At 68.1% G+C, this 25,789-nt stretch carries 24 protein-coding genes and 1 tRNA gene; 13 read left to right on the forward strand and 12 right to left on the reverse strand.

From position 1 onward, the window contains the following. Positions 1 to 3 precede the first annotated feature (3 nt). Entirely contained in the window at positions 4 to 2,694 is a 2,691-nt protein-coding gene (gene polA, locus KME78_RS34455; RefSeq protein WP_219533600.1) for a DNA polymerase I, read from the reverse strand. A 131-nt stretch (positions 2,695 to 2,825) separates the two neighbouring features. Between polA and KME78_RS34460 the strand changes: the two genes are divergently transcribed. The 6 genes from KME78_RS34460 (at position 2,826) to KME78_RS34485 (ending at position 8,053) form a co-directional block, all read left to right on the forward strand. Then, entirely contained in the window at positions 2,826 to 3,170 is a 345-nt protein-coding gene (locus KME78_RS34460) for a PaaI family thioesterase (protein ID WP_219533665.1), read from the forward strand. A gap of 402 nt (positions 3,171 to 3,572) precedes the next feature. Next, entirely contained in the window at positions 3,573 to 4,859 is a 1,287-nt protein-coding gene (locus KME78_RS34465; protein WP_246652568.1) for a branched-chain amino acid ABC transporter permease, read from the forward strand. 13 nt (positions 4,860 to 4,872) lie between these two features. Then, a complete protein-coding gene (locus KME78_RS34470; RefSeq protein WP_219533601.1) occupies positions 4,873 to 5,859 on the forward strand; it encodes a branched-chain amino acid ABC transporter permease in 987 nt (328 codons plus the stop codon). A gap of 19 nt (positions 5,860 to 5,878) precedes the next feature. Then, entirely contained in the window at positions 5,879 to 6,799 is a 921-nt protein-coding gene (locus tag KME78_RS34475; protein ID WP_246652608.1) for an ABC transporter ATP-binding protein, read from the forward strand. Beyond that, on the forward strand, positions 6,796 to 7,593 hold the full coding sequence (locus tag KME78_RS34480) for an ABC transporter ATP-binding protein (RefSeq protein WP_219533603.1): 798 nt from the start codon (positions 6,796 to 6,798) through the stop codon (positions 7,591 to 7,593). The genes KME78_RS34475 and KME78_RS34480 overlap by 4 nt, the downstream gene beginning before the upstream one ends. Positions 7,594 to 7,654: 61 nt before the next feature. Beyond that, complete coding sequence (locus KME78_RS34485) at positions 7,655 to 8,053, forward strand: hypothetical protein (protein WP_219533604.1); 399 nt, start codon at positions 7,655 to 7,657, stop codon at positions 8,051 to 8,053. A gap of 66 nt (positions 8,054 to 8,119) precedes the next feature. Here KME78_RS34485 and KME78_RS34490 read toward each other — a convergent pair whose 3' ends face one another. Next, positions 8,120 to 9,412 carry an ABC transporter substrate-binding protein gene (locus KME78_RS34490; RefSeq protein ID WP_219533605.1) on the reverse strand — a complete coding sequence of 431 codons (1,293 nt, stop codon included), beginning with the start codon at positions 9,410 to 9,412 and terminating at the stop codon, positions 8,120 to 8,122. Between the two features lie 187 nt (positions 9,413 to 9,599). On the opposite strand from KME78_RS34490, the gene KME78_RS34495 reads away from it, so the two are divergent. Further along, the gene (locus KME78_RS34495) at positions 9,600 to 10,460 is read left to right on the forward strand and encodes a hypothetical protein (RefSeq protein WP_219533606.1); all 861 of its coding nucleotides are present in this window, start codon (positions 9,600 to 9,602) and stop codon (positions 10,458 to 10,460) included. Positions 10,461 to 10,463: 3 nt separating this feature from the next. Here KME78_RS34495 and KME78_RS34500 read toward each other — a convergent pair whose 3' ends face one another. The 3 genes from KME78_RS34500 to KME78_RS34510 form a co-directional block, all read right to left on the reverse strand. Continuing rightward, entirely contained in the window at positions 10,464 to 11,744 is a 1,281-nt protein-coding gene (locus tag KME78_RS34500; protein ID WP_219533607.1) for an ABC transporter substrate-binding protein, read from the reverse strand. 121 nt (positions 11,745 to 11,865) lie between these two features. Continuing rightward, a complete protein-coding gene (locus KME78_RS34505) occupies positions 11,866 to 13,155 on the reverse strand; it encodes an ABC transporter substrate-binding protein (RefSeq protein ID WP_219533608.1) in 1,290 nt (429 codons plus the stop codon). A gap of 149 nt (positions 13,156 to 13,304) precedes the next feature. Next, complete coding sequence (locus KME78_RS34510) at positions 13,305 to 13,871, reverse strand: ANTAR domain-containing response regulator (protein WP_219533667.1); 567 nt, start codon at positions 13,869 to 13,871, stop codon at positions 13,305 to 13,307. A 134-nt stretch (positions 13,872 to 14,005) separates the two neighbouring features. Here KME78_RS34510 and KME78_RS34515 point away from each other — a divergent pair. After that, a tRNA-Leu gene (locus tag KME78_RS34515) sits at positions 14,006 to 14,079 on the forward strand. Between the two features lie 91 nt (positions 14,080 to 14,170). Here the strand turns inward: KME78_RS34515 and KME78_RS34520 are convergent. Then, entirely contained in the window at positions 14,171 to 14,572 is a 402-nt protein-coding gene (locus KME78_RS34520) for an ACT domain-containing protein (RefSeq protein WP_219533609.1), read from the reverse strand. A gap of 236 nt (positions 14,573 to 14,808) precedes the next feature. Between KME78_RS34520 and KME78_RS34525 the strand changes: the two genes are divergently transcribed. The 3 genes from KME78_RS34525 to KME78_RS34535 all read left to right on the forward strand — a co-directional run bounded on the left by KME78_RS34525 (position 14,809) and on the right by KME78_RS34535 (position 17,034). Further along, entirely contained in the window at positions 14,809 to 14,994 is a 186-nt protein-coding gene (locus tag KME78_RS34525) for a hypothetical protein (RefSeq protein WP_219533610.1), read from the forward strand. A gap of 249 nt (positions 14,995 to 15,243) precedes the next feature. Then, positions 15,244 to 16,476, forward strand: coding sequence for a hypothetical protein (locus tag KME78_RS34530; protein WP_219533611.1), 1,233 nt, complete (start codon positions 15,244 to 15,246; stop codon positions 16,474 to 16,476). A gap of 114 nt (positions 16,477 to 16,590) precedes the next feature. Continuing rightward, complete coding sequence (locus KME78_RS34535) at positions 16,591 to 17,034, forward strand: hypothetical protein (protein ID WP_219533612.1); 444 nt, start codon at positions 16,591 to 16,593, stop codon at positions 17,032 to 17,034. 239 nt (positions 17,035 to 17,273) lie between these two features. Here the strand turns inward: KME78_RS34535 and KME78_RS34540 are convergent, their stop codons facing one another. From KME78_RS34540 to KME78_RS34550, 3 genes are all read right to left on the reverse strand, one after another. Then, complete coding sequence (locus KME78_RS34540) at positions 17,274 to 17,870, reverse strand: helix-turn-helix domain-containing protein (protein ID WP_219533613.1); 597 nt, start codon at positions 17,868 to 17,870, stop codon at positions 17,274 to 17,276. Between the two features lie 240 nt (positions 17,871 to 18,110). After that, a complete protein-coding gene (locus KME78_RS34545; protein ID WP_219533614.1) occupies positions 18,111 to 18,707 on the reverse strand; it encodes a TIGR03086 family metal-binding protein in 597 nt (198 codons plus the stop codon). Next, complete coding sequence (locus tag KME78_RS34550; RefSeq protein WP_219533615.1) at positions 18,701 to 19,444, reverse strand: SDR family oxidoreductase; 744 nt, start codon at positions 19,442 to 19,444, stop codon at positions 18,701 to 18,703. The genes KME78_RS34545 and KME78_RS34550 overlap by 7 nt, the downstream gene beginning before the upstream one ends. 70 nt (positions 19,445 to 19,514) lie before the next feature. Here KME78_RS34550 and KME78_RS34555 point away from each other — a divergent pair, with 70 nt between their 5' ends. After that, positions 19,515 to 20,432, forward strand: a complete 918-nt coding sequence (locus KME78_RS34555; RefSeq protein ID WP_219533616.1) for a LysR family transcriptional regulator — start codon at positions 19,515 to 19,517, stop codon at positions 20,430 to 20,432. 171 nt (positions 20,433 to 20,603) lie between these two features. Continuing rightward, positions 20,604 to 21,566 (forward strand): 2,3,4,5-tetrahydropyridine-2,6-dicarboxylate N-succinyltransferase, encoded by a 963-nt coding sequence (gene dapD, locus KME78_RS34560; RefSeq protein WP_219533617.1) that lies wholly within the window; start codon positions 20,604 to 20,606, stop codon positions 21,564 to 21,566. A gap of 559 nt (positions 21,567 to 22,125) precedes the next feature. Here the strand turns inward: dapD and pyk are convergent. Genes pyk through KME78_RS34575 form a run of 3 tightly spaced genes read right to left on the reverse strand, consistent with a single transcriptional unit; the run spans position 22,126 to position 25,696 of the window. Continuing rightward, positions 22,126 to 23,553 (reverse strand): pyruvate kinase, encoded by a 1,428-nt coding sequence (gene pyk / locus KME78_RS34565; RefSeq protein ID WP_219533618.1) that lies wholly within the window; start codon positions 23,551 to 23,553, stop codon positions 22,126 to 22,128. 35 nt (positions 23,554 to 23,588) lie between these two features. Next, positions 23,589 to 23,939, reverse strand: coding sequence for a DUF2784 domain-containing protein (locus tag KME78_RS34570; RefSeq protein ID WP_219533619.1), 351 nt, complete (start codon positions 23,937 to 23,939; stop codon positions 23,589 to 23,591). Further along, complete coding sequence (locus tag KME78_RS34575) at positions 23,936 to 25,696, reverse strand: S8 family peptidase (RefSeq protein ID WP_219533620.1); 1,761 nt, start codon at positions 25,694 to 25,696, stop codon at positions 23,936 to 23,938. Before KME78_RS34575 ends, KME78_RS34570 begins: the two co-directional genes overlap by 4 nt. Positions 25,697 to 25,789 lie beyond the last annotated feature (93 nt).

Below are 25,789 nucleotides of genomic sequence, written 5' to 3' on the forward strand. Positions count from 1 at the left end.
CCGTCAGTGGCCCGCGTCCTCCCAGGTGCGGCCGACGCCCACGGAGACCTCCAGCGGGACCCGCAGGTGGTAGGCCGCGTTCATCTGGTCGCACACGAGCCCTCTGAGCCGGTCGAGCTCGCCGGGCGCCACCTCGAACACCAGCTCGTCGTGGACCTGGAGCAGCATCCGGGAGCCCAGACCCTCGGCGCGCATCGCCTGGGAGACGTTGAGCATGGCCACCTTGATGATGTCGGCCGCCGAGCCCTGGATGGGCGCGTTGAGCGCCATGCGCTCGGCCATCTCGCGGCGCTGCCGGTTGTCGCTGGTCAGGTCGGGCAGGTAGCGGCGGCGCCCCATGATGGTCTCGGTGTAACCGTCGGTGCGCGCCTGCTGGACGATGGCGTGCAGGAAGTCACGGACGCCGCCGAACTCCTGGAAGTATTCCTCCTTGAGCGCCCGCGCCTCGGCCACCGGGATGTTGAGCTGCCCGGACAGTCCGAAGTCGGACAGTCCGTAGGCGAGGCCGTAGTTCATCGCCTTGATGCGGGCCCGCAGCTCGCCGTCGATCTGCTCGGGCGGCAGGTCGAACACCCGGGCCGCGGTGGCCTGGTGGAAGTCGTGGCCCGACTCGAAGGACGCGATCAGCGCCTCGTCGCCCGACAGGTGGGCCATGATGCGCAGCTCGATCTGGCTGTAGTCGGCCGTGAGCAGCGTCTCGTAGCCCTCGCCGACCACGAAGCCCTGCCGGATGCGGCGGCCCTCGGAGGTGCGGATCGGGATGTTCTGGAGGTTGGGCTTCTCCGACGACAGGCGGCCCGTGGCCGCGATGATCTGGTTGAACGTGGTGTGGATGCGCCCGTCGTCGGCGATCTCCTTGATCAGGCCCTCGACGGTGGTGCGCAGCTTGGTCTGGTCGCGGTGGCGCAGCATGATGATCGGCAGCTCGTGCTCGGTCTGCGTGGCGAGCCAGGCGAGCTGGTCGGCGTCGGTGCTGTAGCCGGTCTTGATCTTCTTCGTCTTGGGCAGGTTGAGCTTGGTGAACAGGATCTCCTGCAGCTGCTTGGGCGAGCCCAGGTTGAACTGCTCGCCGACCGCCCGGTGCGCCTCCTCGACCGCGTGCTTGACCGCCGCGCCGAACTCGGCCTCCAGAGCGGTGAAGTATGCGCTGTCGACGGCGATGCCCGCCCGCTCGATCTCCGCCAGCACACTCAGCAGCGGGAGCTCCACGTCGGTCATGAGCTGGGTGCCGCCGCGGCCCGTCAGGAAGGTCTCCAGCGCCTCGGCCAGCTCGCGCACGGCATGGGCGCGCAGCGCCAGGTCCTTGGCGGGGGCGTCCTCGTCGTCGCCGAACAGCGCGGCCTGCCCGCTGGACTCCTCCTCGGCCCGCAGGTCACGGTTGAGGTAGCGCCGGGCCAGGTCTTCGAGGGCGAACGTGCGCTGGCCGGGCATCGCCAGGTAGGCCGCCAGAGCCGTGTCACAGGTCAGGCCCTTGAGACTCATGCCCTGCGCCCAGAGCGCGAGGATCGGGCCCTTGGCGTCGTGGACGGCCTTGGGCCTGTCGGCGTCGCCCAGCCAGGCCCGCAGCGCGCCCTCGTCGGACTCGGTGAGCTTGACCGGGTCGATGTGGGCGGCCGTGCCGTCGGGCGAGGCGATCGCGATGCCGTCGATGCGCCCGGTGCCGCTGCCGTAGGCGCCCTTGAAGGCGAGGCCCGCCCGGCCGGCGGGCAGCGCGGCCAGCCAGCCCGCGACGCGGTCGGGGCCGAGGATGATGGTCTCGACCTCGAAGCCCTGGTCGGGCTCCTCCTCGCCGGTGCCGAGCACCTTGAAGACACGCTCGCGCAGCTCGCCGCGGATCTGCAGCGTGTCGAAGAGCTTGTTGACCTCTTCGCGCTCCCAGACGCCTTGCTTGAGGTCGCCCAGCTCGACCTCGATCGGGACCTCGCGCAGCAGCTCGGTGAGCCGGCGGTTCATCAGCACCTGGGCGACGTGCTCGCGCAGCTTGTCGCCGACCTTGCCCTTGACCTCGTCGACCCGGTCGACCAGCGCGGTCAGCGAGCCGAACTCGCGCACCCACTTGGCGGCGGTCTTCTCGCCGACGCTGGGAATGCTGAGCAGGTTGTCGCTGGGGTCGCCGCGGAGCGCCGCGAAGTCGGGGTATTGGATCGGGGTCAGGCCGTACTTCTCCTCGACGGCCTCGGGCGTGAACCTGGTCATGTCGCTGATGCCGCGGCGCGTCATCAGGACCGTGACGTGCTCGTCGACCAGCTGGAGCGCGTCGCGGTCGCCGGTGACGATCAGCACGTTCATGTCCTGGGCGCTGGCGCGGGTGGCGAGCGTGGCGATGAGGTCGTCGGCCTCGAACCCGGCCTTGGACAGGTGCGGGATGCGCAGCGTGTCGAGGAGCTCGTAGATGAGCTGCATCTGGCCCCGGAAGTCCTCGGGGGTCTCGCTCCTGTTGGCCTTGTATTCGGCGTATTCCTCGTGGCGGAACGTCGGCTCCGACCGGTCGAACGCCACGGCCACATGCGACGGCTGCTCGTCGCGCAGGATGTTGGTCAGCATCGAGGTGAACCCGTAGACCGCCTCGGTGTGCTGACCGTCGGAGGTCATGAGGTTGGCGTCCTTGAGCGCGTAGAACGCGCGATAGGCCAGGGAATGCCCGTCGAGCAGCAACAGGCACGGGCGGCTAGGGGTCACTTCACTCTTCGGCACACCAGCAGCCTAGTCTCCATCTCCGACAGAAAACCTGAGCTCGAAAGACTGGAGGACTCCCCTTGACGCGGATCGACCCCGCCGATTTCCCGGCGTTGAACGCCGTATACGAAGGCACGCTCCCCGACCGGATGGGCATCGAGTTCGTCGAGGTCAGCGCGGAGCGGGTGGTCGCCCGGATGCCGGTCGCGGGCAACACCCAGCCGTACGGCCTGCTGCACGGCGGTGCCTCGGCGGTGCTCGCCGAGACGCTGGGCTCGACCGGCGCGGCCGTGCACGCGGGCGCGGACCGCATAGCGGTCGGCATCGAGATCAACGCCACCCATCACCGCTCGGCCACCTCCGGCTTCGTCACCGGCGTGGCCACCCAGCTGCACGGGGGGCGCTCGATCGCCACGTACGAGATCGAGATCACCGACGAGCAGGGGCGGCGCGTGTGCACCTCCCGGCTGACCTGCATGCTGCGCGATCGCTGAACGCCACGCGACTTTGCGGCTCTCTTTGCACACGAGCCCCGTGGGTCGCTACGGTGGTCCAAGCGGAGCCCGCGGGGGAGGCCGAGTAGATAACGTGTAAGGCCGGGGAAGCCCTACATGGTCCCAAAGGTCCCCTTCCGCGGGCTCGTTCACGTTCTGCAGCGATCGTTACGCATTCGCGCCCGGAACCGCCAGGCGTCTAGTGGGATTTAGCCCCTGACCTGGCGTCTTGTTTCCTCACATCAGCGACACGCACGTGTCACTAATTGGTGACGAACGACCCTGAACCGGGCGCGACCAGAATAAGCTCCCGCCATTGCATGCCTGTTGTTGTGCCTGCGATGCCCACGTGTCGAGATGGAGGGGCACAACCCCGCCTTGACCTATTTTGAGGGAGCACCATTGCGCAGAGCCGTGATCGCGTTCACGGCCTTCCTGGGTGGACTCATCTTCCTGCTCGCGGTCCCCGCCCAGGCGGCGGCCCCCGATCAGGGTCTGAGAGGGACACTCAAACTCCAAGGCCAACCAGTGAACGGCGTGAAAATCGTCGTGACCACCGAAGGCGGACAACCCGTCAAGGAGGTTACAAGCGACGCCCAGGGTGCGTGGGTAGTCCCGATTGACAAACCGGGAAAATACAAGGTCACACTGGACGTCAAGACACTCCCGCAGAACGCGATGGTCCGCGGCGGCAACGCCGTCCGCACCCCGACCGTCTTCTCCGGCAACATGTCCACCGTCCTGTTCGCCCTGCAGCCCAAGGGCGCCGCGGGCCAACCGGCGGATGAGGGCGCCGAGACCAGCCCCTTCTTGGACCAGGCGGCGCAGCTCACCTTCGAAGGCCTGAACCTCGGCCTGATCATCGCGCTGGCCGCGCTCGGCCTCTCGCTGATCTACGGCACCACCGGCCTGACCAACTTCGCCCACGGCGAGCTGGTCACGTTGGGCGCGCTGCTCGCCTACCTGTTCAACGTGACCTTCGGCCTGCATCTGATCCCGGCCGCCGTGATCGCGGTGATCGCCGGAGGCGCGCTCGGCTACCTGCAGGACCGGTTCTTCTGGGGGCAGCTGCGTAAGCGCGGCACCGGCACCATCGCCATGATGATCATTTCGATCGGTGTGGCGCTCTTCCTGCGCTACGTCTTCCTGATCCTGTTCGGCGGCCAGAACGAGTCGTTCGCCCAGTACACCGCGCAGCCGGGCATCGAGATCGGCCCGATCTCCGCGGCGCCCAAGAACTTCGTCGCGATGGGCATCGAGCTGCTGGTCCTCATCATCGTCGGCCTCGCGCTGATGCGCACCCGCACCGGCAAGGCGGCCCGCGCGGTCGCCGACAACCCGGCGCTGGCCGCCTCATCCGGCATCAACGTCGACCGGGTCATCCGCATCATCTGGACCACCGGCGGCGCCATCGCCGCGCTGGCCGGCATCATGCTCGGCCTGTCTCAAAACCTGAAATACACCATGGGCCAGGACATCCTGCTGCTCATCTTCGCCGGTGTGACGCTCGGCGGGCTCGGCACGGCGTTCGGCGCCCTGGTGGGCTCACTCGTGGTCGGCCTGTTCATCCAGGTCTCCACGCTCTGGGTGCCGCCAGAGCTCAAGAGCGTCGGGGCACTGGCCGTACTCATCATCGTGCTCCTCTTCCGGCCACAGGGCATCCTGGGCCGCCGAGAGCGGATCGGCTGACGGGGGGAGTCACATGGACTGGATCACGATCATCAGCACCACCGTCAAGTCCGCCATCGGCGTCGAGACGGTGCTCTACGCGCTCGCCGCGATCGGCATCAACATCCACTTCGGCTACACGGGCCTGCTCAACTTCGGGCAGGCGGCGTTCATGGGCGTCGCGGGCTACGGCCTGGCCGTCACGGTCTCCGTCCTGGGCCTGCCCTTCTGGCTCGGCATCGCGGTCGGCATCGTCGGCGCGGTGCTCCTGGCCCTGCTCCTGGGCGCGCCGACGCTCCGCCTGCGCGCCGACTACCTGGCCATCGTCACCATCGCGGCGGCCGAGATCGTCCGGCTCGTCTTCCGTTCGGTGAAGTTCAGGGACGTCTTCGGCGGTTCTGACGGACTGCGCGGCTTCTCCGATGGCTTCTACGCGCTCAACCCCTTCCCGGAGGGCGAGTACGGCATCGGCTGGTTCACCTTCAACCACCGGCTGCTGTGGATCATGCTCGTCGGGTGGGTGCTGGTCGGCCTCTCGTGCGGCATCGTCTACCTGCTCATGAGCAGCCCGTGGGGCCGCGTGCTCAAGGCCATCCGCGAGGACGAGGACGCCGTGCGCAGCCTCGGCAAGAACGTCTTCTCCTACAAGATGCAGTCGCTCATCCTGGGCGGCGTCATCGGCAGCCTCGGCGGCTTCATCTACGGGCTGGCGTACGCGTCGGTGCAGCCCGACGTCTTCGGCACCGAGACCACCTTCTTCGCCTACACCATCGTGATCCTGGGTGGCGCGGCCCGCGTGCTCGGCCCCGTCATCGGATCGATGATCTTCTGGGTGCTGCTGGTCCTGGTCAACGGTGTGCTCAGTGAAGCGGTTCAGGCGGGGTACATCCCGTTCATGACCTCCATCCAGGTCGGGCCGGTCCGCTACATCCTGGTGGGTCTCGGGCTGATCCTGTTGCTCATCTTCCGGCCACAGGGCATCTTCGGTGACAAGAGGGAGATTGCTTTCGATGTCCGCTGAAACGTCCGCTGAGACCACAATGTCCGACCGCAAGGCCGCGGCCCTCGCGGCCTTCAAGGACCTCGCCCGCGACCCTGGTGTGCCGAAGCCCGACCCGATCCTCGTGGTCGACGGCGTCACGCGCCGATTCGGCGGCCTGACCGCCGTCGAGGTGGCGCACGTCGAGATCCAGCGCGGCTCCATCACCGCGCTGATCGGCCCCAACGGGGCCGGCAAGACCACGTTCTTCAACCAGCTCACCGGTTTCGACACCGCTGACGCCGGCAAGTGGACGTTCAACGGCCAGAGCATGAGCGGCGTGCCCGCCCACCGGGTGGCCCGCGCCGGCATGGTCCGTACCTTCCAGCTCACCAAGGCGCTGTCCAGGCTGACGGTGCTGGAGAACATGCGGCTCGGCGCGCAGCACCAGCGCGGCGAGAACTTCTGGCGGGCACTCGTGCCCGGCGCCTGGCGCGCCCAGGAGGAAGCGATCACCGAGCAGGCCGAGGAGCTGCTGACCAGGTTCAAGCTCGACGCCAAGCGCGCCGACTTCGCCGGCTCGCTGTCCGGCGGCCAGCGCAAGTTGCTGGAGATGGCCCGCGCGCTCATGGTCAAGCCCGAGCTGGTCATGCTCGACGAGCCGATGGCGGGCGTCAACCCGGCGCTCACCCAGTCCCTGCTCGGCCACGTCAAGAACCTGCGCGATGAGGGCATGACCGTGCTGTTCGTCGAGCACGACATGGACATGGTCCGCGACATCAGCGACTGGGTCATCGTCATGGCCCAGGGCGCCGTCATCTCCGAGGGACCACCGGACACGATCATGTCCGACCCCCGCGTCATCGACGCCTACCTGGGCGCCCACCACGACGCACCGCTGTCGGAGAGCGAGCTCCAGGAGCAGTTGCACGAGGCGGAGGCGGCGCTGGAGGCCGAGATCGAAGAGGAGACGCAGAAGTGAACGCCGTCCCCGAGTCCGCGCCCGAGTCGAAGGCGGCGATCACCGACCGCTCCGCCCACCTGGCGGGCGCCGAGAACGCCGTGCTGCGGTGCGACGAGCTCATCGCCGGCTACCTGCCGGGCGTCAACATCCTCAACGGCTCCGACCTCTACGTCGGCGAGGGTGAGCTGATCGGCATCATCGGCCCCAACGGCGCCGGCAAGTCGACGCTGCTCAAGGCCATGTTCGGGCTGGTCAACATCCGCAGCGGCACGGTGCTGCTGAAGGGTGAGGACATCACGAACATGAAGGCGCACTCGCTGGTCTCCCGCGGCGTCGGCTACGTCCCGCAGACCAACAACGTCTTCCCCAGCCTCACCATCGAGGAGAACCTTGAGATGGGCGCCTTCCAGGTGCCCGGCAAGTTCAAGGAGCGCTTCGAGTTCGTCGCCGAGCTGTTCCCGGCGCTCAAGGAGCGGCGCAAGCAGCGGGCCGGCTCGCTGTCGGGCGGCGAGCGGCAGATGGTGGCGATGGCCAGGGCGCTCATGACCGAGCCGTCGGTGCTGCTGCTGGACGAGCCGTCGGCGGGCCTGTCGCCCATGCTGCAGGACCTGGTGTTCATCCAGGCCCAGCAGATCAACAAGGCGGGCGTCACCGTCATCATGGTCGAGCAGAACGCCAGGCGCTGCCTGCAGATCTGCCACCGAGGCTACGTACTCGACCAGGGCCGCAACGCCTACACCGGCACCGGCCGCCAACTGGCCAACGACCCCAAGGTGATCGAGCTCTATCTCGGCACCCTGGCGAAGGCCTAGAAAGATTCCAAACGGCGAAGGGGCTCCCCAGGAGCCCCTTCGCCGTTTTTTAATGAGCGCTGTGAGACGTTTAGCGACAATCGCGCTCCTGCTGCCCATTCTCGTCGGCTGCCAGCACACCGCCGCCTCGGCCGGTAGATACAGCACCGGTGGGGACCCCACGGACGACCCCTGCGCGCGCGTGGTCTCCGCGATCGGCTACGCGGGCCTCATGCTGAAGCCGAAGGGGCAGGAGGACAGCCAGAACTTCGAGGACGCGGTGCTCGGCCGCCTCGCGGAAGCACGCGGCATCACGCTCCAGTTCGGCGAGCGCCTGCCCCAGTCACTGGCTGCGGCCGTGCGCACGGTGGAGACCACCACCGCAGGCCTGTCCAGGGCCGATGTCCCGCGCGAACGCCAGGTGAAGCTGCTGAAGGAGTACCGGGTCGCCGCGGACGAGATCACGGCGGGCTGTAAATAAGCCGAAGGGCCCGATCCAGCGGACCGGGCCCCTCAGGTGTGTCTGTGTATCCGTGTGTCCTGCGGACTAGCCGGCGATGTTGCCGGTGCGGTACTCGAGCGCCTTGGTCGGGTACTTGTTGTCGTCGCCGTACTGGTAGATGCCGATGGTGGCCACGGCCGGGTCACCGGCGTCGTTGAACTCGACCTGACCGCTCACGCCGTCGTAGTCGATGTCCTTGCCGGCCTTGAGCAGGTCGACGCACGACTTGAAGTTGTTGCACTTCTCGCCGCCCTTGCTGACCTCGGCCAGCTTGGCGCCGATGTCCACGCCCGCGTCGCTCTTGGCGGCCTCGGCGGCCAGCGCGATGAGGTTCATGGCGTCGTAGGACTCAGGCGCGTAGCTGAAGTCCTCCAGCTTGGGGTTGACCGCCGTGAGCTTGCCCTTGAAGTCATCCGGAGCGGCGGCACCGGGGGTGGTGCCCTTGACGCCCTTCAGAGTGCCCTTGGGCATCTTCACGTAGTTGGTGTTGGACAGGTTGCCGTCGACCATGTACCACTTGTGCTTGCTGGCCGGCAGACCCTGCTTGATCAGCTCCTGGATGACCTTGGCGGTCTCCTCGAAGCCGATGAGCACGATGGCCTTCGGGTTCTTCGCCTTGATCTTCGCGACGTCGGCGGAGAAGTCGGCGGCCTTCGGGTCGTAGTCCACGCGCTCGACGACCTCGGCGCCACCGTCGGTGACGGTCTTGGCCACCTGGTCGGCCAGGCCGGTGCCGTAGGAGTCCTGCATGGCCAGGATGCCCACCGTGTCACTGCCGTCGGCGACGATCAGGTCGCCCAGCACGCGGCCCTGGAGCTTGTCCGGCGGAGCCGTACGGAAGTACAGGCCGTTGTCCTTGATCGTGGTGAACTTGTCGGAGGTGTTGGCCGGCGAGAACTGAACCACACCGGCGCTGGTGATCTTGTCGATCACCGACTCCGACACCGACGAGGACGCGGCGCCGATGATGGCGTCGGCCTTCTGCGCGAGCAGTTTGTCCACCGACTGCGAAGCGATGTTCGTGGTGGTGTCACCGGAGTCGGTGTCATATTTGGTGACCGGCTTGCCAAGCACGCCGCCGGCTTCGTTGATTTCCTTGATCGCGGCGTCGACACCGGCGAACTCGGGCGGGCCGAGGAAGGCGAGCGAACCGGTCTGCGGCAGCAGCGTGCCGACGGTCAAGGTGCCGTCGCCTTTCGCCGCGGGAGCCGCACTCGATGGCGCAGCCGAAGAGGAGGCTGGCTTAGCGGTGTCGCCGCCACCACCGCAGGCTGTCAGGGCCAGGCTCGTGGCAGCCACGACAGCCAGCACCCGTCCTGCGGGAGCAATGCGGATCATGGAGTGTCTCCTTCATCTCCAGGCCGGGTCAGGTCAGCACCGCCGACGTTCCCGAACGAATGACGGAAAGCTACAGAACAAAAGGCCAGTTCAACAGACGCAACGGAGAACTGTCGGCACTTGGATGCGGAGTCGTAATCACTCCTCAACTTACGAGAGACGGAGGATCACGCCTAATGTTCAACGAGTGAAGCGCATCGCGGCCTTCCTGCTCGTGGCGGTCTGCTCAACTGGCCTTCTCACGGCCTGTGGGGCCTCTGAGGCGCCCGCCGAGCCGCCACCGGACCCTCCTGCCGGGGTGTCCGTCTCACTGGCCCAGTGGCGCTCAGACGAACCCGTGCACGCTATCGAGGTGGCCGTGCGCAACGCCAACGACACGCCGGTCTATTTCGCCGACGTCCAGCTGGTCACGCCGTCCTTCCAGACGCTCGCGCCCAAGCGGGCCGACGCGCTGCTCAAGCGCACCCCTCGCACCGACCTCCAGATCCCCTACGGCGCGGCCAACTGCTCCCCCAAGGGTCTGCCGACGCTGCAGCCGGCCACGGTCGTGGCCCACCTGCGCACCGGGTCCGAGCCGCTGCGCAGGGTGGTCTTCAAGGTGCCGCACCCGGACCCGCTGCTGACCAGGCTGCTGCGCGACGAGTGCTCCGCGTTCCTGATCAAGGAAGCGGCCGGCATCGAGTTCGGCACCGACTGGACACAGGTCGGCGAGGTGATGCGCGGCAGCCTCGTCCTGACCCGGCACGGCACCGGCGTGGTGGCCGTTCAGGCCGTGGGCGGCACCACCCACTACATCGCCACGCCTGTCAAGAAGAGCAAGCCGCTGGCGACCCTGGAGGCCGGGGCGCAGAAGGCCGAAGTGGCGCTCGAGCTCACCCCCGGCCGCTGCGACCCGCACGCGTTCGCCGAGGGCAAGAAGGCGTTCCTGTTCCCCGTGCGGGCCACCATCGACGGCGGCGACGAGCGCGTGGTCATCGTCGTGCCGCCCAAGCCGCTGCAGGAGCGGCTGACCGCCTACGCCCTCAAGACGTGCGGTATAGGCGGCTGAGCCTCAGCCCTCGATCTTGCCGGTGCGGTACTCGATCGCCTTCGTGGCGTTGTACTTGTTGTCGTCGCCGTACTGGTAGATGCCGATGGTGGCGACCGACGGGTCTCCGGCGGCGTTGAACTCGACCGGACCGCTCACGCCGTCGTAGTCGATGTCCTTGCCGGCCTTGAGCAGCTTGACGCAGGTCTCGAAGCTCTTGCACTTCTCCCCGCCCCCGCTCACATCGGGCAGCTTGGCCGCGATCGACCGGCCGCTGTCGTTCTTGGCCGCCTCGGCGGCCAGCGCGATCAGGATCACCGCGTCGTAGGACTCGGCGGCGTAGGTGTAGTTGGTCAGCTTGGGATCGATCGCCAGCAGCTTCTTCCGGAAGTCGTCGGGCGCCGCGGCGCCGGGAATGGTGCCCTTGACGCCCTTCAGCGTGCCCTTGGGCATCCTCAGGTAGTTGCTGTTGGACATGTTGCCGTCGACCATGTACCACTTGTACTTGTCGCTCGTGAGTCCCTGTTTGACCAGCTCGGCGATGACTTTGGCGCCTTCCTCGAAGCCGATCAGCACGATCGCCTTCGGGTTCGCCGCCTTGATCTTGGCCACGTCGGCGGAGAAGTCCGCGGCCTTCGGGTCGTAGTCCACCCGGGCCACCACCGAGGCGCCGGCCTCCTCCACGGTCTTGGTGACCTGGTCGGCCAGGCCCGAACCGTAGGAGTCCTGCATGGCCAGGATGCCGACCGTGTCGTTGCCGTCGGCGGCGATCAGATCACCGAGCACCCGGCCCTGCAGCTTGTCCGGCGGAGCAGTACGGAAGTACAGCCCGTTGTCCTTGATCGTGGTGAACGCGTCCGAGGTGTTGGCCGGCGAGAACTGGACCACCCCGGCACCCGTGATCTTGTCGATCACCGACTCCGACACCGAGGACGACGCCGCGCCGATGATGGCGTCCACGTGCTGCGCGAGCAGCTTGTCCACCGACTGCGAGGCGATGTTCGTGGTGGTGTCGCCCGAGTCCGTGTCGATCTTCTTCACCGGCTTGCCGAGCACCCCGCCGGCGTCGTTGATCTCCTTCACGGCCAGGTCGACCCCCGCGAAGTCGGGCGGTCCGAGGAAGGCCAGCGACCCCGTCTGCGGCAGCAGCGTGCCGATGGTCAGCGTGCCGTCGCCCTTGGCCGCCGGCGCGGTCGGCACGGCCGACGTGGTCCCCTTGGCCCCCGTGCCACCGCCGCCACCGCAAGCGGCCGTCAAGGCCAGGCTGGAGGCGGCCGCCATCGCCAGCAGGCGTGTGCGCATCATGAGACTCCCCCTTACCGGGGAGGAGATTGTGGAGTTCTTACAATCCTTTTCTACCCATCTGTAATGCCCCAATCGCCGACGGCCCCCGATACTCAGATCGGGGGCCGTCACTGCGGAGGCGTCATCCGGAGATGTCGCCCTTGCGATATTCGAGGGCCTTGGCGGCGTTGTACTTGTTGTCGGCGCCGTACTGGTAGACGCCGATCGTCGCGACCGACGGGTCACCGGCGTCGTTGAAGTCGACCGGGCCGCTCACGCCGTCGTAGTCGATGTCCTTGCCGGCCTTGAGCAGCTCGTCGCAGGCCTTGAAGTCCTTGCACTTCTCGCCGCCCTTGCTGACGTCCACGAGCTTGGCCCCGATCGCCGTGCCCGCGTCGTCCTTGGCCGCCTCGGCGGCCAGCGCGATCAGGGTCGCCGCGTCGTACGACTCCGCGGCGTAGGTGTAGTTGGTCAGCTTCGGGTTGACGGCCAGGAGCCGCTTCTGGAACGCCTCGGGCGCCGCCGCTCCGGGGATGGTGCCCTTGACGCCCTTCAGCGTGCCCTTGGGCATCTTCAGGAAGTTGGTGTTCGACATGTTGCCGTCGACCATGTACCACTTGTACTTGTCCGCTGTCAGGCCCTGCTTGACAAGCTCCGCCACGACCTTGGCGGTCTCGTCGAAGCCGATCAGCACGATGCCCTTCGGGTTCGCCGCCTTGATCTTGGCCACGTCGGCGGAGAAGTCGGCCGCCTTCGGGTCGTAGTCCACGCGCTCGACCACCTTGGCGCCACCCGCCTCGGCGGTCTGGGTGACCTGGTCGGCCAGACCGGTGCCGTAGGAGTCCTGCATGGCCAGGATGCCGACGGTGTCGTCGCCGTCGGCCACCACCAGGTCACCCAGGACCCGCCCCTGTAGCTTGTCCGGCGGGGCCGTACGGAAATAGAGCCCGTCGTCCTTGATCGTGGTGAACTTGTCGGAGGTGTTGGCCGGCGAGAACTGCACGACGCCCGCCCGCGTGATCTTGTCGATGATCGACTCCGACACCGAGCTCGACGCGGCGCCGATGATGGCGTCGGCCTTCTGCGCGAGCAGCTTGTCCACCGACTGCGAGGCGATGTTGGTCGTCGTGTCGCCCGAGTCGGTGTGGATCTTGGCGACCTGTTTGCCCAGCACCCCTCCGGCGTCGTTGATCTCCTTGACGGCCAGGTCGACGCCGGCGTACTCGGGCGGGCCGAGATAGGCCAGGCTGCCCGTCTGCGGCAGCACCGTGCCGATGGTCAGCGTGCCGTCACCCTTGGCGGTCTGCCCTGTGGGTTGACCGGTGGCCGTCCCCGCGGAGGTCGGCGCGGCGGTGGTGCCCCCGCTGGAACAGGCCGCCAGCGCCAGGCCCACCGCGGTGGCGGCGGCCAGCGCCCGGGAAATACGGATCATCGAAGCGTCTCCGTCCAGATGAGCGGATCTTCTGTCCGCCCATCAGCATGCGACCGGGACGCCTCGATCGAAGGAGACCGAGGCCGGTTGGATGCCCACTCGTAATCGCGCCACAACCCACGGGGACAAATCCGGTGATATGCCGCCCCTCAGCCACGCTCCGCCGCGTCGTCTATAACGATCTGGGCAACCTCGCGCATGCTCAACCGGCGATCCATCGACGCTTTCTGGATCCACCGGAACGCCTGCGGCTCGCTCCAGCCGTGCGCGGACATCAACTGCCCCTTGGCCCGCTCCACCAGCTTCCGGGTCTCCAGCCTGTCGGACAGGCTCGACACCTCGGCGGCCAGCGCCACCATCTCTTCGTGCCTGCTGACCGCCATCTCGATCGCGGGCACCAGGTCCGCCTTGGTGAACGGCTTGACCAGGTAGGCCATGGCCCCCGCGTCCCTGGCCCGCTCGACCAGGTCACGCTGGGAGAAGGCGGTCAGGATGAGGCACGGGGCGATGCGCTCGGCCACGATCCGCTCGGCCGCCGAGATGCCGTCGAGAACGGGCATCTTGACGTCGAGAATCACCAGGTCGGGCCTCAGCTCGGTGGCCAGCTGGATCGCCCGCTCGCCATCACCGGCCTCGCCCGCGACGATGTAGCCGTCTTCCTCGAGCATCTCCTTGAGGTCGAGGCGGATCAGTGCCTCATCTTCCGCGATCACCACTCGCCGCTGCGTACTCACGAGCAAGAGAGTACCGATGTCCGCTAGATTAGAGCGACGCCGGTGGTGGGTGGCCATGGATTTCGGCTACCCTTTCGCCGTGCGATAAGGACGGATCCGGATATTTCCGGATCTTTGCCTCGGTATCCCAATTGGCAGAGGAAGCGGATTCAAAACCCGCACAGTGTGGGTTCGAGTCCCACCCGGGGCACCTGACCACCCGCCCGGTCTTCACGACCGGGCGGTGGCATGTCTGACGTGGTTCCTCCTGCCCGGCTCCGCGACACTCCTCGGCACCGTGTCTAGTGCTGTGTCCAGAAGGGTTCACCGGCCGCGCCGCTTTCTACCTGGTGTCCAGCTTCCTCCAGGACGATGACGGCCTGCCGCTCTCTCTGCTGGGGAACCAGAACCAGGTCGGCGTGGGAGGTCGAGGCGACGAACACGGGTATCGCCGCCTCTGCCAGCGGCTTGACGATAGCCGCCAGCATTCCGGGAACCTCCAGGCCGTGGGCTGTGGCGCCACCGTAGAAACCGATCCACCGCTCCCCTGAGTCCAGAGGCCGGGCCGCACGGACAACGGTCAGTCCTTCAGGCCCGCGGACCAGCACGACCCAGTCGTCCCCGGGCGACGCCGCATGCGGCAGCTGCTCGACGGCGAACACCGGGGAAACGATGCGCAGGTGTTGAGCCGTAAGCGGGTTCATGGATGCGTGTCTACCAGAGATCCCGCGCCCGCAGTTGTTCGATCAGCGGCACCCGGCGAACGTTTCCGGTCACGGCACCACCAGGAGACATCCATCACAGGCTGGACCGCCACACGGGCCAGATCGCGTGGCGCCCCCTACCGTTCGGCGTCGAACTCGTCCAGGTACGTCATCCGCGTCGGCGGCTCGGCTGTCCACGGGGGCTCGGCCGGCCACCCGGCAAGGAAGTACTCGCCATGGACACGCCCAACCTGCCCGCCAGGCGACCCGTGGAAGAACACGCCGACCGACGGCGGCGGCTGACCCGCCGGCTCGCCGACCGGCCGCGCATCCAGCCCTACCCACCAGCCGGGCAGATCGTCGGCGAAGGCCCCGCCCGGCTGCTCCGCACTCTCGTCACTCACCTCGGCGGCATGCAGTAGGCCTCGTCGCTCGAAATACCACCGCCAGTCGCCACGAGCGGGCAACTGGCTCCCCTGACCGCTTCGGCAGTCCGATTCCCGACGACCGCTGTCGGCTCGCCGCACAGCAAAACGCGGGCCCGCTCGACGCCACACCCCTGACGCTCGGGTGATGCCGGGACCGGCGGAGCCATCAAGCCCGCCACCGCCCGCAATTGCCGCAAACTCCGGCGGCTCTGCCGTGCATAGCGGGTCAATGTATTTGCGCGAATGATCAATGACACTATCCGTATTCGTCGGCATTATTGTCCACGCCTCGATGTCCGGGGGAATGGGGAAAGGGCAATAATGCGACTGAGTGGAGCGCTCGTATTGGCGATGTCTATCGCCATGCTCATCACCGGTTGCTCCTCGGGCCGCGGCGGCGAAGGCGCCACGGGCCCGGTCGAGGTGTCGCGTCCGCCGCGAGTCCTGGACGCGAATGGCGGTGGGGCCCTGGTCTTCGATCCCATGACGGCGACGATCAGCGGATTCGACCGTGTTCACGGCCGGGTATGGCGGGACCGGGAGATCGCGAAGACGGCGACAGACATCGTCTGCCTCGCGCAGTGTCCCGCGGTCGTCGTATCGACCGGTATCGCGGCAGGTCGGCCGAGCCCGGTGGAGGGCGGGAAGGGGACTGCGGCAGCGGTGCCGGAGGTATCGCCGTTCCGGCTCACGGAGCGCGGACCGGCGCCTTTTCCCGTCTCCAGCCTGCCGGGGGCGCGCGTACTGACCGCCGTCTCACCTGATGACGCGGTCGTAGAGGAGGTAGGCGCCGATGGGCGCACCTGGATCAAGATCATCCGACCTGATGGGAAGGGGGAACGTCGCCAGGTTCCCTACTCCGGCTACCAATGGGTGGAGTCGGCGAACGGGAGTGCCGCCTTGGCCTTCACCGGCCAGCCGAACGCGAAGAACGCCCGGCTTCTCAGATTCATCCGTGAAGCGGATGGTTGGCAGCCGGTCGGCAGAGGAACCGCGTGGGGTTCCGTCTCGAACGCCTGCATAGCCGGAGATGGCGAAACCGTCCTGGTGATCGGGCCGGAGACGATCCTCATGCGTGGGACGTCCGATCGGCGCCGGGTGGAGCCCGCGCCACCCGAGGCGCGTGAGTGCGCGCTAGGGACGAGTGCGGCGGCGCTGGTCTCTCGTGCGATGAGCAGTCGTGGCGAGTCCCGGACGATCGTGTACGGAGTGGGGCTGGACGGCCGCTTGTCGTGGCAACGCGAGATCTCCGCCGAAGCAGGTGTCACGGTACATCCGACCAAGCCTTATGTCGGCATTTCGGATGGCAAGACTTTTGTCCTCGTGGACGGCCACGGCCGGACCGTGTGGAGGCGAGACGGGGTCGCCACCGCCCGGTTCACCGCCGACGGGCAACTCGTCGTCGTCACCCCGGACAAGCGGGTGGCATGGCTCCCAGCCGACCTCATCGGCCAGGCCATAGCGGCACGTTCCTGAGCGCTTCTCCTGCCTTTGCGGACCATCGCCGGTTATGCAGAGAGGTGATAAGAAGCTGCATTAAAACATTTCTCCACAAATCTTATTTGTGCGAATCCTACTTCAGGAGTAAGAATGCTTAAGAAGATCGTCGGTAGTTCCGTTCTCGCTTCCGCATTGGCGACGGCGGCCATCGTCGGAACCGCAGGCACGGCTCACGCCGCCTCCGCCTCTGGCGGGTGCACCAAATCCGGCAAGAGCGGGAGCGGATGGGTTTACTACACCTACGTCTCCAGCAGTGCCCGAGACAGGATCGACAAGTTCACCTGGCAGATCAACGGTCAGGCGGGCTCGACCAAGAACGACGTGATCCTCGAGCTCAAGCAAGACAAAACCGGCTCGGACCCCGTGCTCTACTCATGGTCGACCCCAAATGCGACCAACGGTGCCGGCACCCACGTTCCCAGCCAGGCTCTGAGCGTGCCGGCGAGCTACAAGACCTACGGGCGGTTCCACTTCATCATCGACATCAACAACGCCGACGACCCGGAATGCACCGCGGAGACCAACCGGTTCTAGCGACATAGCCGCCAGGGCCTGACGTCACCGATGGCGGAGCTTCGATGGCGTGCCTTCAAACCACGAAGGCCGCACGAGGCTCCGCCTGTTCGCGCGCCCGGGAGCCGGACGGTCCGGTGCCCGGCGTGATACGCCCCTGAACCGCGCAGCCACCGCGCACTGCCTCGGGGATCGATCTTCAGTCGAGCCGACTGCTCCTCGACGCGGACGGAGTCGGCGTAATCGCCGTCCTGAGCACGCTACCGGCCTCTGCGCACTTGCCGGTAGGTGGCCGGAGGCACCCCGTAGGCGGCGCGAAACGCGCGGTTGAAGTGTGCGTCGCTGAGAAAGCCCCAGCAGGCGCCGATGGAGCGGACGGGCACGTTGGCTTTCGTGGGATCCACCAGATCGCGACGGCATCGCTCGAGTCGCCGTTCGCGTATCCATGTCGCGACGCTCAGGCCGTTCCGCTGGAACAGGCTCTGGAGATGCCGAAGGGATACGTGATGGGCCGAGGCGATCGTCGCGGGCGACAGGTCGCGGTCTCCCAGTCGCTGCTCGATGAATCGTTGAATGCGCAGCAGCGGGACCATCTGCGAGTCATCGGTCGCCGGCGTGGTGCCCTTGCCGAGTTCGGAAACCAGGTGGTCGGCCACCGCGGCCTGCAGCGTTGTCGAGATCCGTACCGCGTCCTCGGTGGTCACGGCGCCTTCGTCGACCAGGTGGCGGAGGAAGACGGCGATCTGCGCCCCGATGTCGTCGCAGGCCTCGAGGAGCCGGTCCGGCGCCGTCGCGCTCGAGGCGACCGCACCATCGATGGCCGATGCGATCGCGACTCCGCAAGATGTCAGTCCCATGCCGCCGTGGTGGTCCACGCTGACGTGTCAGTGGCCGGCCGGCGGGTATGTCGCGGCCGTTGTCGTCCTTGGCCTGGTCGTCGAGCGGGGTGATCGAGGCGATGGTAAATGCTGCGCATGTCTCTCCCGGTGACTGTCGTCGGTCAGCGCGGAGATGGTGACGCACTTGTTTGGCAAATCTCTGGCACGGCACCTCCTCCCATCGGAGCCGTGCCTGATCGTCACCGCCGGCGAGCGGCCTCAGCTCGGCGACCAGGCCGGTGAGCGGCCGAGGAGTGCCACCACCCGGTCCAGGACCGGAGCGTCGTCCGCCACCGCCACCCCGGTCACGAACGCTCTGCCCGCACCACGCGTCTCCGGCGTGTCGGGCACCTGGGCGGCCACCGGCAGCGCGGCCTCGGCCAGGTCCTCGTCCACGTTCGCGGGGACGCCGAGCGCCTTGGCGAAGTCCCAGTCATGCACCACGCAGTCGACGAAGTGGAACCTGATCGCCAGCTTCGCGGGGAACGGACCGCCGTCACGGATCTCGGGCAGGTAGAACCTGCGATCAAGCACGCCCTCCTGGGCGAAGGCGGCCATCACCGCTCGCGCCGACGCCGCGTACTCCTCCACCGGGTCATCCCCCACCGGCCGCGGCTCCCACATGTCCAACCCGGACCGCTCCCCCGAGGCGGCGAAGGCGAAGCCGTGGTTCTGCACGATCTGGTGGGCGAGCAGATCGCGCACCGCCCAGCCGTCGCACGGGGTCTGCAGGTCCAGATCACCGGGCTTGATGGTCGCCACCAGGTCCACGGTCGCCCGCACGGATCGCCGGTTGAGCTCAATGATGTCTACCACGGCATTGTCCCCTCATCGTCGAAAAATCCCCCCGTGGGCCCATCAGGACCCAGGGTGGCCAATCTGACGATAATGGCCGCCCCGTCGGCCGCAGTACGAGTGATGCGCAGCCCGAGATCCTTGGTGAAGTCCGTCGCACAGGCTCCGGGAGCCGCGGCGTTGACCAGGATGCCGTCTTCGCCGAGCTCCTTGGCGTACTGGATCGTCAGCGCGTTGAGCGCCGTCTTGGACGGTGGATACACGGCCGAGGCCGGGAGTCCTGACATGTAGTGATCTGGGGTCGTGTGGTGGGTCAGGGAGCCGACACCGCTGGAGACGTTCACGATGCGGGCGGCGGGTGCGCGCCTGAGCAGGGGCAGGAACGCGTTCGTCACCATGAGCACACCGACGACGTTCGTCTCGAACACCTCGCGCACCAGCTCGGGCCGGGTGGTGCTGGGCGCATCGCCGGCTTGGTGGCCGGAGATGCCGGCGTTGTTGACGAGCACGTCCAGGTGCCCGAAGCGGTCGGCCACGTGGGCGGCGGCCGTCTGGATGGCGACGGGGTCGGTGACATCGAGGACGAGCGGGTGGACGTCGGCGGAGGCGGAGCACAGCCTGGCGGCGGCCGCCTCGCCGCGCTGGGCGTCGCGGGCGGCGAGCAGCACGGTCATGCCTCTGGCCGCCAGTTGAGCGGCCACCTCGAAACCTATGCCCTTGTTCGCCCCGGTCACCAGGGCGATCGTCGTTGCGGTCATTCCCCGAGCACACCACCGCCGGCCGTCGCCGGGCCAACACCATCTGAGTCAGTCTCGATACCCTACGGGTATGGAGACGCGTGAGCTGGCCTATTTCGCCGCCGTCGCCGAGGAACTGCACTTCGGCCGGGCGGCCGAACGGCTGGGGATCGCGCAGCCGCCACTGTCGAGGGCGATCCAGAAGCTCGAACGGCGACTCGGCGTGCTCCTGTTCGACCGCTCGGGACGCCGGGTGGCGCTCACCCCGGCGGGCGAGGTGCTGGCCAGGGAGGCCGCCAAGGCCCTGGACGCGATGGCGGCGGCCGAACACCGCACCCGCAGGGCGGGGCTGACCGAGCCTCGGCTCGTGGTGGCCCTGAAGCCGGGCGGCGACGGCGCGCTGCTCCCGGACATCCTGGCCGCCTACCAGGAGTGCCCGGACGCGCTGCCGGTGGAGGTGGTGCTGTGCGGGGTGGCGGAGCGGGCCCGGCTGCTGCGTGACGGCACGGCGGACGTGGCGTTCCTGCACAGCCCCTGGGAGGACCTGACGGGGTTCGACACGGAGCCGCTGCTGGTGGAGGGCGGGGTGGCCGTCGTGCCGGCCCGGCACCCGCTGGCGGCGCGGCCGTTCGTCCACCTCGCCGACCTGGACGCCGAGCCGACTCCGCGCTGGCCCGATCCCCGCACCTCCGAGGCGTCTGTCGCGTCCCGGTCGGCGGGCGGGTTCGAGCCGCACGTCGCTTCGGGGCTGCGGGCGGGTGATGCCGCTCAGCTCATGCAGCTCGTCGCCCTCGGCAGGCTGATCGCCGTCGTCCCCGAGTCGGTCAGGGAGCAGGTACGCCGCGATCTGGCCTGCGTGCCCGTCGTCGACGCCGCCCCCACCACGGTCGTCCTGGCCTGGCCCGAACAGACCCGCTCCCCCGCCCTGGCCGCCTTCGTCCGCACCGCGGCGGACGTCGCAGCCGGAGCTGTGACACGGCGACCCGCGGTCGCCCCAGGGACCAGATGACCGACCACGCGACGGGGACCACATGACCGACCACGGCACGCGTGACCTATGCGATGCCGTCCGGTTGGACGCGCGGGGACCGGGCGGCGCGCGCCCGCGCTCTGGCGGGTTGTCGGTGACACGGAGGGCTCGGCGCTCAGGGGCCAGCCCGGATGACGATAGTTTGTGCCTGTGACAGCTATCGATCCCACCGTGACCGGCGCGCACGCCATCGGGCTCGCGACCATCGCCACTGACGGCACCGTACTTGACACCTGGTTCCCCGCCCCGCAACTGGGCGACCCGCCCGTGACGGGCACCGAGCGGCTTTCCGCCGAGGAGGCCGGTGAGCTGGCCTCGCTGGTGGGGCCCGACCCGGCCAGGGGCGTCGAGGTGGTCGCCGTGCGCACCGGCATCGCCAAGCTCTCCGAGCCGCCGGCGGACGCGCACGACGCCTACCTCAGGCTGCACCTGCTCTCCGCCCGCCTGGTCAGGCCGCACGGGCTGAGTCTCGACAACCTGTTCTCCCTGCTGGCGAACGTCGTGTGGACCAACTTCGGGCCGTGTCCGGTAGAGGGGTTCGAGCAGGCCCGGCTGAGGTTGCGGGCCAGGGGCGCGGTGACGGTGTATGGGGTGGACAAGTTCCCGCGGATGGTCGACTACGTGCTGCCGACGGGCGTGCGGATCGCCGACGCCGACCGAGTACGCCTCGGCGCGCACCTGGCCACCGGCACCACGGTGATGCACGAGGGCTTCGTGAACTTCAACGCCGGCACGCTGGGCGCCTCGATGGTGGAGGGCCGCGTCTCGGCGGGGGTGCTCGTCGGCGACGGCTCCGACGTGGGCGGCGGCGCCTCGATCATGGGCACGCTCTCGGGCGGCGGCAAGGAGGTCATCTCCATCGGCGAACGCTGCCTGCTGGGCGCGAACGCGGGCGTCGGCATCTCGCTGGGCGACGACTGCGTGGTGGAAGCGGGCCTCTACATCACGGCCGGCACCAAGGTCGCCCTCCCGGACGGCCGCATCGTCAAGGCGAAGTCCCTGTCCGGCACGAACGGCCTGCTGTTCCGCCGCAACTCCCAGACGGGCGCCGTGGAAGCCGCTCCCCGCGCCGGCGGCCCCGTGGAGCTCAACGCCTCCCTCCACGCCAACTAACTCGAGCTCAGTCAGTTACTGCGCCTCGGACACGCTCCTCCGGCGGAGGCGGCGCCGCACTTCACTGGACCGCATTTTTCCGATCCATTACGGCCAGCCCGGTGAGCCCCACCCGCCACACGGGGCTGAGCCCTGTCCAGGGACACGCTCCTCCGGTGGAGACGGCTGGCCGCCGTGACGTGCGCATGGTCGGCCATGGCTTCCGTGTGGTCGACCAAGTGCGCGATCCCGTCCACAGCGGCACTCCCCGTGGACACGACCCCCCGAAATCCTGTCCACGGCGGCCCACCCCCGTGGGACAGTTCCTCGGAAGACCTGTCCACGGGCGCACTCCCCCAGCGGACAGGTCCGGACACCATGACGTGCACCCCCACCCAGCGCAGCAACCCACCACCCACCGGCACACACCGCCCACGGAGACGGCCAAGAATGCGCACGTCACGGCGGCATGCAGGTGAAGCGGAGGAGCGTTCCCCTGGAGGGCCCTCAGCCGATCACCCAGGGTGGGTCTTACCGGGCTGGCCGTAAAAAATAGCCCTAAAAGGTTTTGCCCAAATAATCAGTGGTGAGAGACCGCCGAGCCGATCGTGTGGACGCGGAGGGCGTTGGTGGAGCCCGGGGTGCCGGGAGGGGAGCCGGCCACGATGACCACCTTGTCGCCCTTCTCCAGGCGGCCCAGCGTCAGCAGCGACGCCTCCACCTGACGCACCATGTCGTCCGTGTGATGGACGAACGGCACGTGGAACGTCTCCACCCCCCACGTCAGCGACAGCTGCCCCCGCACGTGCGGCGCCGAGGTGAAGGCCAGCAGCGGGATCGGGGAGCGGTAGCGGGCCAGGCGGCGGGCCGTCTCGCCGGACATGGTGAACGCGATCAGCGCCTTGGCGCCGACGATCGCGCCGACCTCGGCGGCGGCGCGGGCGATGGCGCCGCCCGTCGTCTCCGGCAGGCGCTCCAGAGAGTGGGTGGCGTGCAGCGAGTGCTCCTCCGCCGCGCGGGCGATGCGGTCCATGGTGGAGACCGACTCGATGGGATAGTTGCCCACCGAGGTCTCGCCCGAGAGCATGACCGCGTCGGCGCCGTCCATGACCGCGTAGGCGACGTCGGACGCCTCGGCGCGGGTGGGCCGGGGCGCGCTCATCATCGAGTCGAGCATCTGCGTGGCGACGATGACCGGGCGGGCCTTCTCGCGGCAGAGCTCGATGATGCGCCGCTGGACGATCGGCACCTGCTCCAGCGGCAGCTCGACGCCCAGGTCACCGCGGGCGACCATGATGCCGTCGAACGCCTCGACGATCTCGGGCAGGCGGTCGACCGCCTGCGGCTTCTCGATCTTGGCGAGCAGCGGGAGCCGGACGGCCTCCTGCTCCATGATGTTGCGCACCACGTCGGCGTCGGACGGGCGCCGGACGAAGGACAGGGCGATCATGTCGAAGCCGGTGCGCAGTGCCCAGCGCAGGTCGGCCTCGTCCTTGTCGGTGAGCGCCGGTGCGCTGACGTTGATGCCCGGCAGGTTGAGGCCCTTGTTGTCGGAGATCATGCCGCCGATGACCACCCGCGTGATGACGCGGTCACCCTCGACGGCGGTGGCCTCCAGGACGAGGCGGCCGTCGTCGACCAGGATGGTGTCGCCGGGGCGTACGTCACCCGGCAGGCCCTTGTAGGTGGTCGAGACCTGCTCCCGGTCACCCGGCACGTCTTCGGTGGTGATCGTGAAGACGTCGCCGAAACCGAGCCGGACCGGGCCTTCCTCGAACCTGCCGACACGGATCTTGGGTCCCTGCAGGTCGGCGAGCACGCCTACACCGCGGCCGAGGTCGGCCGCCACCTCCCTGACGCGGTCGTATACCTCTCGGTGCATGTCATGGTCGCCATGACTGAGGTTGAACCGGGCCACGTCCATGCCGGCGGCGATCAGCTCGCGCAGGCGTTCAGGGGAGGACGTGGCGGGACCTAGGGTGCAGACTATTTTCGCGCGACGAGTCACGAGTCCTACCTTAATTGGTACAGACCACTTGGCTGTCATTGACGACGCAGAACGTACCCGACGTAGGAGAACAACACGAGAATGGCAACCCCCAGGCGCGCCAAGTTCGCGTATTCCTCCGGGTAGATCACGCCTTCGATGTAGTGGTCGATGAAGCCGGTGGGTGGGAGGCCCTGGAGGCCGGCGCCGCGGCGCCCCCAATCCTCTACGACCGTAAGCGGGCACTCTACACCTGTGGCCAGCGAGAGCAGGCCCCAGGCCACGACCGCCAGATGGACCCAGATCGTGCGCCGCCAGCGCCACGCGACATACCCGCCCACGGCCATGTAGGCCAGAAAGGCGAAGTGCACCACCATCGCGGCATCCGCGATGAGGCGATACATCATGGTCTGACGGTAGCCGCCTTCCAGGCGTCGACGATGCCGCGGCCGTAGAACCCGTTCTTGGACTTGCCGCCCTGGCAGGTCTGCTTGTCGCTCTCGCCGAAGACCTCGTAGGTGTACGTACGGGGCGACGGGCACGCCTTACGGTCGGCGGTCTGGTACAGGAGCTTCTCGACCGTGGCAGGGGAGAGCGTCAGGCCGCCCTTGCCGGGCTTGCCGAAGCGGCTGATCAGGATCGCGGCGACACCGGTCACGTGCGGGGACGCCATCGAGGTCCCGTCGAGGTACTGGTAGTAGGAGCAGGTCCCGCCGGCGCAGGAACGGACGACCGCGCTGCTCTTCGGCTTGCCCGACTTGTCGATCATCCCCGTACGGCGGAGCACGGCCTCGGGGGCGGCGGCCAGGATCGACCTGGTGGCCGAGGAGCCCTTGCCGTCCCCCGCGTCGCCGCCGGGTGCGGCCAGGTCGTTCTGCTCGATCCCGTAGTCGCTGTAGCTGGCCTTGCGGCCGGACGGGCCCACCGCGGAGACCGCGATGACGCCCTTGGACTCGGCGGGCACGTTGATGCAGGAGTTGTCGATCTTGCGGGTCTTCTCGTCGCCGCGCGGGTAGCCGGGGCTGCTCTTGTCGACCTTGGGCTTGCCCAGGTCGGTGGAGCCGTTGCCGAGCGCGGAGATGAGCGTGACGCCCTTCTTGCGGGCGTAGTCGAGTGCCCGCTGCATGCCGGTGATGATCGCGCGCTGCTGCAGCTGCTGCTTCTTGCTGTCGGCCTTGTTGTGGGCGCAGTTGAACAGCCACGGGTCGACGTAGTAGCTCATGTTCACCACGTCCACGCCGATGTCGGCCGCGTACGTGAGCGCGTCGAGGCTGGGCTTGAGGAAGAAGAACCCGGAGTCCTGCCCCGCCCTGATGTTGACCAGCTGCACGTCCGGCGCCACGCCCGCGATGCCGATGTGGTTCAGCGGGGAGCCGATCGTGCTGGCCACGTGGGTGCCGTGGCCCTCGTCGTCCTCGTCGACCGGGTCCTTGCAGCTCGCCACCTCGCACGGGCCGTCGAGGGTGTCGCCGTTCTCGTCTTTCGGCTTGTCGGTGACGAAGTTGCGGCTGAGGGAGCGGTTGAAGTTCGGGGCGATGTCGGGGTGCTTGCCGTCGATGCCGGTGTCGATGACGCCGACGAGCACCTTCTTGGTGCCGGGCGCCTTCTTGTTGGCGCGGTCGGCGCCGATCATCCTCATGTCCCACTGACGGCCGGCGAGCGGCTCTCCCACGATGGCCCTCATGGCCGACGCGTCGGGAAACGCCCGCGGCACCAGCGAGCCCCGGACACCGGACGCGAGCGCGCCCGCGCCCGTCATGGTGTGGTCAGCGGAAGCACCCGTCGCGCGCCGGTCGCCGGAAGCGAGAGCGCCCGCCGTGTTCCGGGCGCCCGACGCGCTCACACCCGCTGTGCTCGGGGCACTGGAGGCGGGCGTGGTCGCGAAGCCGATCTCGCGGTCGGTCGTGACGCCGACGACGGACTGGTCCGAACCGAGGGCGTCGACGAACGCGTCGCCGCCGCCCTTGGCCAGGACGTAGCCGAGCTTGGTGTCGGTGGTGACGATGTGGCCGCCCGCGTGCTCGACCGCGGCGAGCGCCGCCGGCGCCCGCCCGTCGGCATAGAAGACGAGGTACTCCTTGTCCGGTCCGGTGCCCGCCCCCGCCTTGGGAGAAGCTGCAGAAGGCGCGCACGACGCGAGCGAGACTGCGACCGTCAAAGCCATGAGACCCGAGGCGAATCGCCTCATTGTTCCCCCATTCACCACGTCACCCCAGAAAATGCATCTTCCCGACCCAAGTCGCCAGATGCAACTTTG

It is taken from the genome of Nonomuraea guangzhouensis (assembly GCF_019396345.1).
GTDB lineage: Bacteria > Actinomycetota > Actinomycetes > Streptosporangiales > Streptosporangiaceae > Nonomuraea > Nonomuraea guangzhouensis.

Excerpts from the sequence above, each read along its gene's own strand:
- KME78_RS34500 (WP_219533607.1), bottom strand. The coding sequence starts at position 11,744 with ATGATGCGCACACGCCTGCTGGCGATGGCGGCCGCCTCCAGCCTGGCC.
- KME78_RS34520 (WP_219533609.1), bottom strand. The coding sequence starts at position 14,572 with ATGAACCCGCTTACGGCTCAACACCTGCGCATCGTTTCCCCGGTGTTC.
- KME78_RS34570 (WP_219533619.1), bottom strand. The coding sequence starts at position 23,939 with ATGATGTATCGCCTCATCGCGGATGCCGCGATGGTGGTGCACTTCGCC.
- KME78_RS34470 (WP_219533601.1), top strand. The coding sequence starts at position 4,873 with ATGGACTGGATCACGATCATCAGCACCACCGTCAAGTCCGCCATCGGC.
- KME78_RS34535 (WP_219533612.1), top strand. The coding sequence starts at position 16,591 with ATGCTTAAGAAGATCGTCGGTAGTTCCGTTCTCGCTTCCGCATTGGCG.
- KME78_RS34550 (WP_219533615.1), bottom strand. The coding sequence starts at position 19,444 with ATGACCGCAACGACGATCGCCCTGGTGACCGGGGCGAACAAGGGCATA.
- KME78_RS34525 (WP_219533610.1), top strand. The coding sequence starts at position 14,809 with ATGGACACGCCCAACCTGCCCGCCAGGCGACCCGTGGAAGAACACGCC.
- KME78_RS34490 (WP_219533605.1), bottom strand. The coding sequence starts at position 9,412 with ATGATCCGCATTGCTCCCGCAGGACGGGTGCTGGCTGTCGTGGCTGCC.
- KME78_RS34530 (WP_219533611.1), top strand. The coding sequence starts at position 15,244 with ATGATCAATGACACTATCCGTATTCGTCGGCATTATTGTCCACGCCTC.
- KME78_RS34505 (WP_219533608.1), bottom strand. The coding sequence starts at position 13,155 with ATGATCCGTATTTCCCGGGCGCTGGCCGCCGCCACCGCGGTGGGCCTG.
- KME78_RS34475 (WP_246652608.1), top strand. The coding sequence starts at position 5,879 with ATGTCCGACCGCAAGGCCGCGGCCCTCGCGGCCTTCAAGGACCTCGCC.
- KME78_RS34575 (WP_219533620.1), bottom strand. The coding sequence starts at position 25,696 with ATGGCTTTGACGGTCGCAGTCTCGCTCGCGTCGTGCGCGCCTTCTGCA.
- KME78_RS34540 (WP_219533613.1), bottom strand. The coding sequence starts at position 17,870 with ATGGGACTGACATCTTGCGGAGTCGCGATCGCATCGGCCATCGATGGT.
- KME78_RS34460 (WP_219533665.1), top strand. The coding sequence starts at position 2,826 with ATGGGCATCGAGTTCGTCGAGGTCAGCGCGGAGCGGGTGGTCGCCCGG.
- KME78_RS34555 (WP_219533616.1), top strand. The coding sequence starts at position 19,515 with ATGGAGACGCGTGAGCTGGCCTATTTCGCCGCCGTCGCCGAGGAACTG.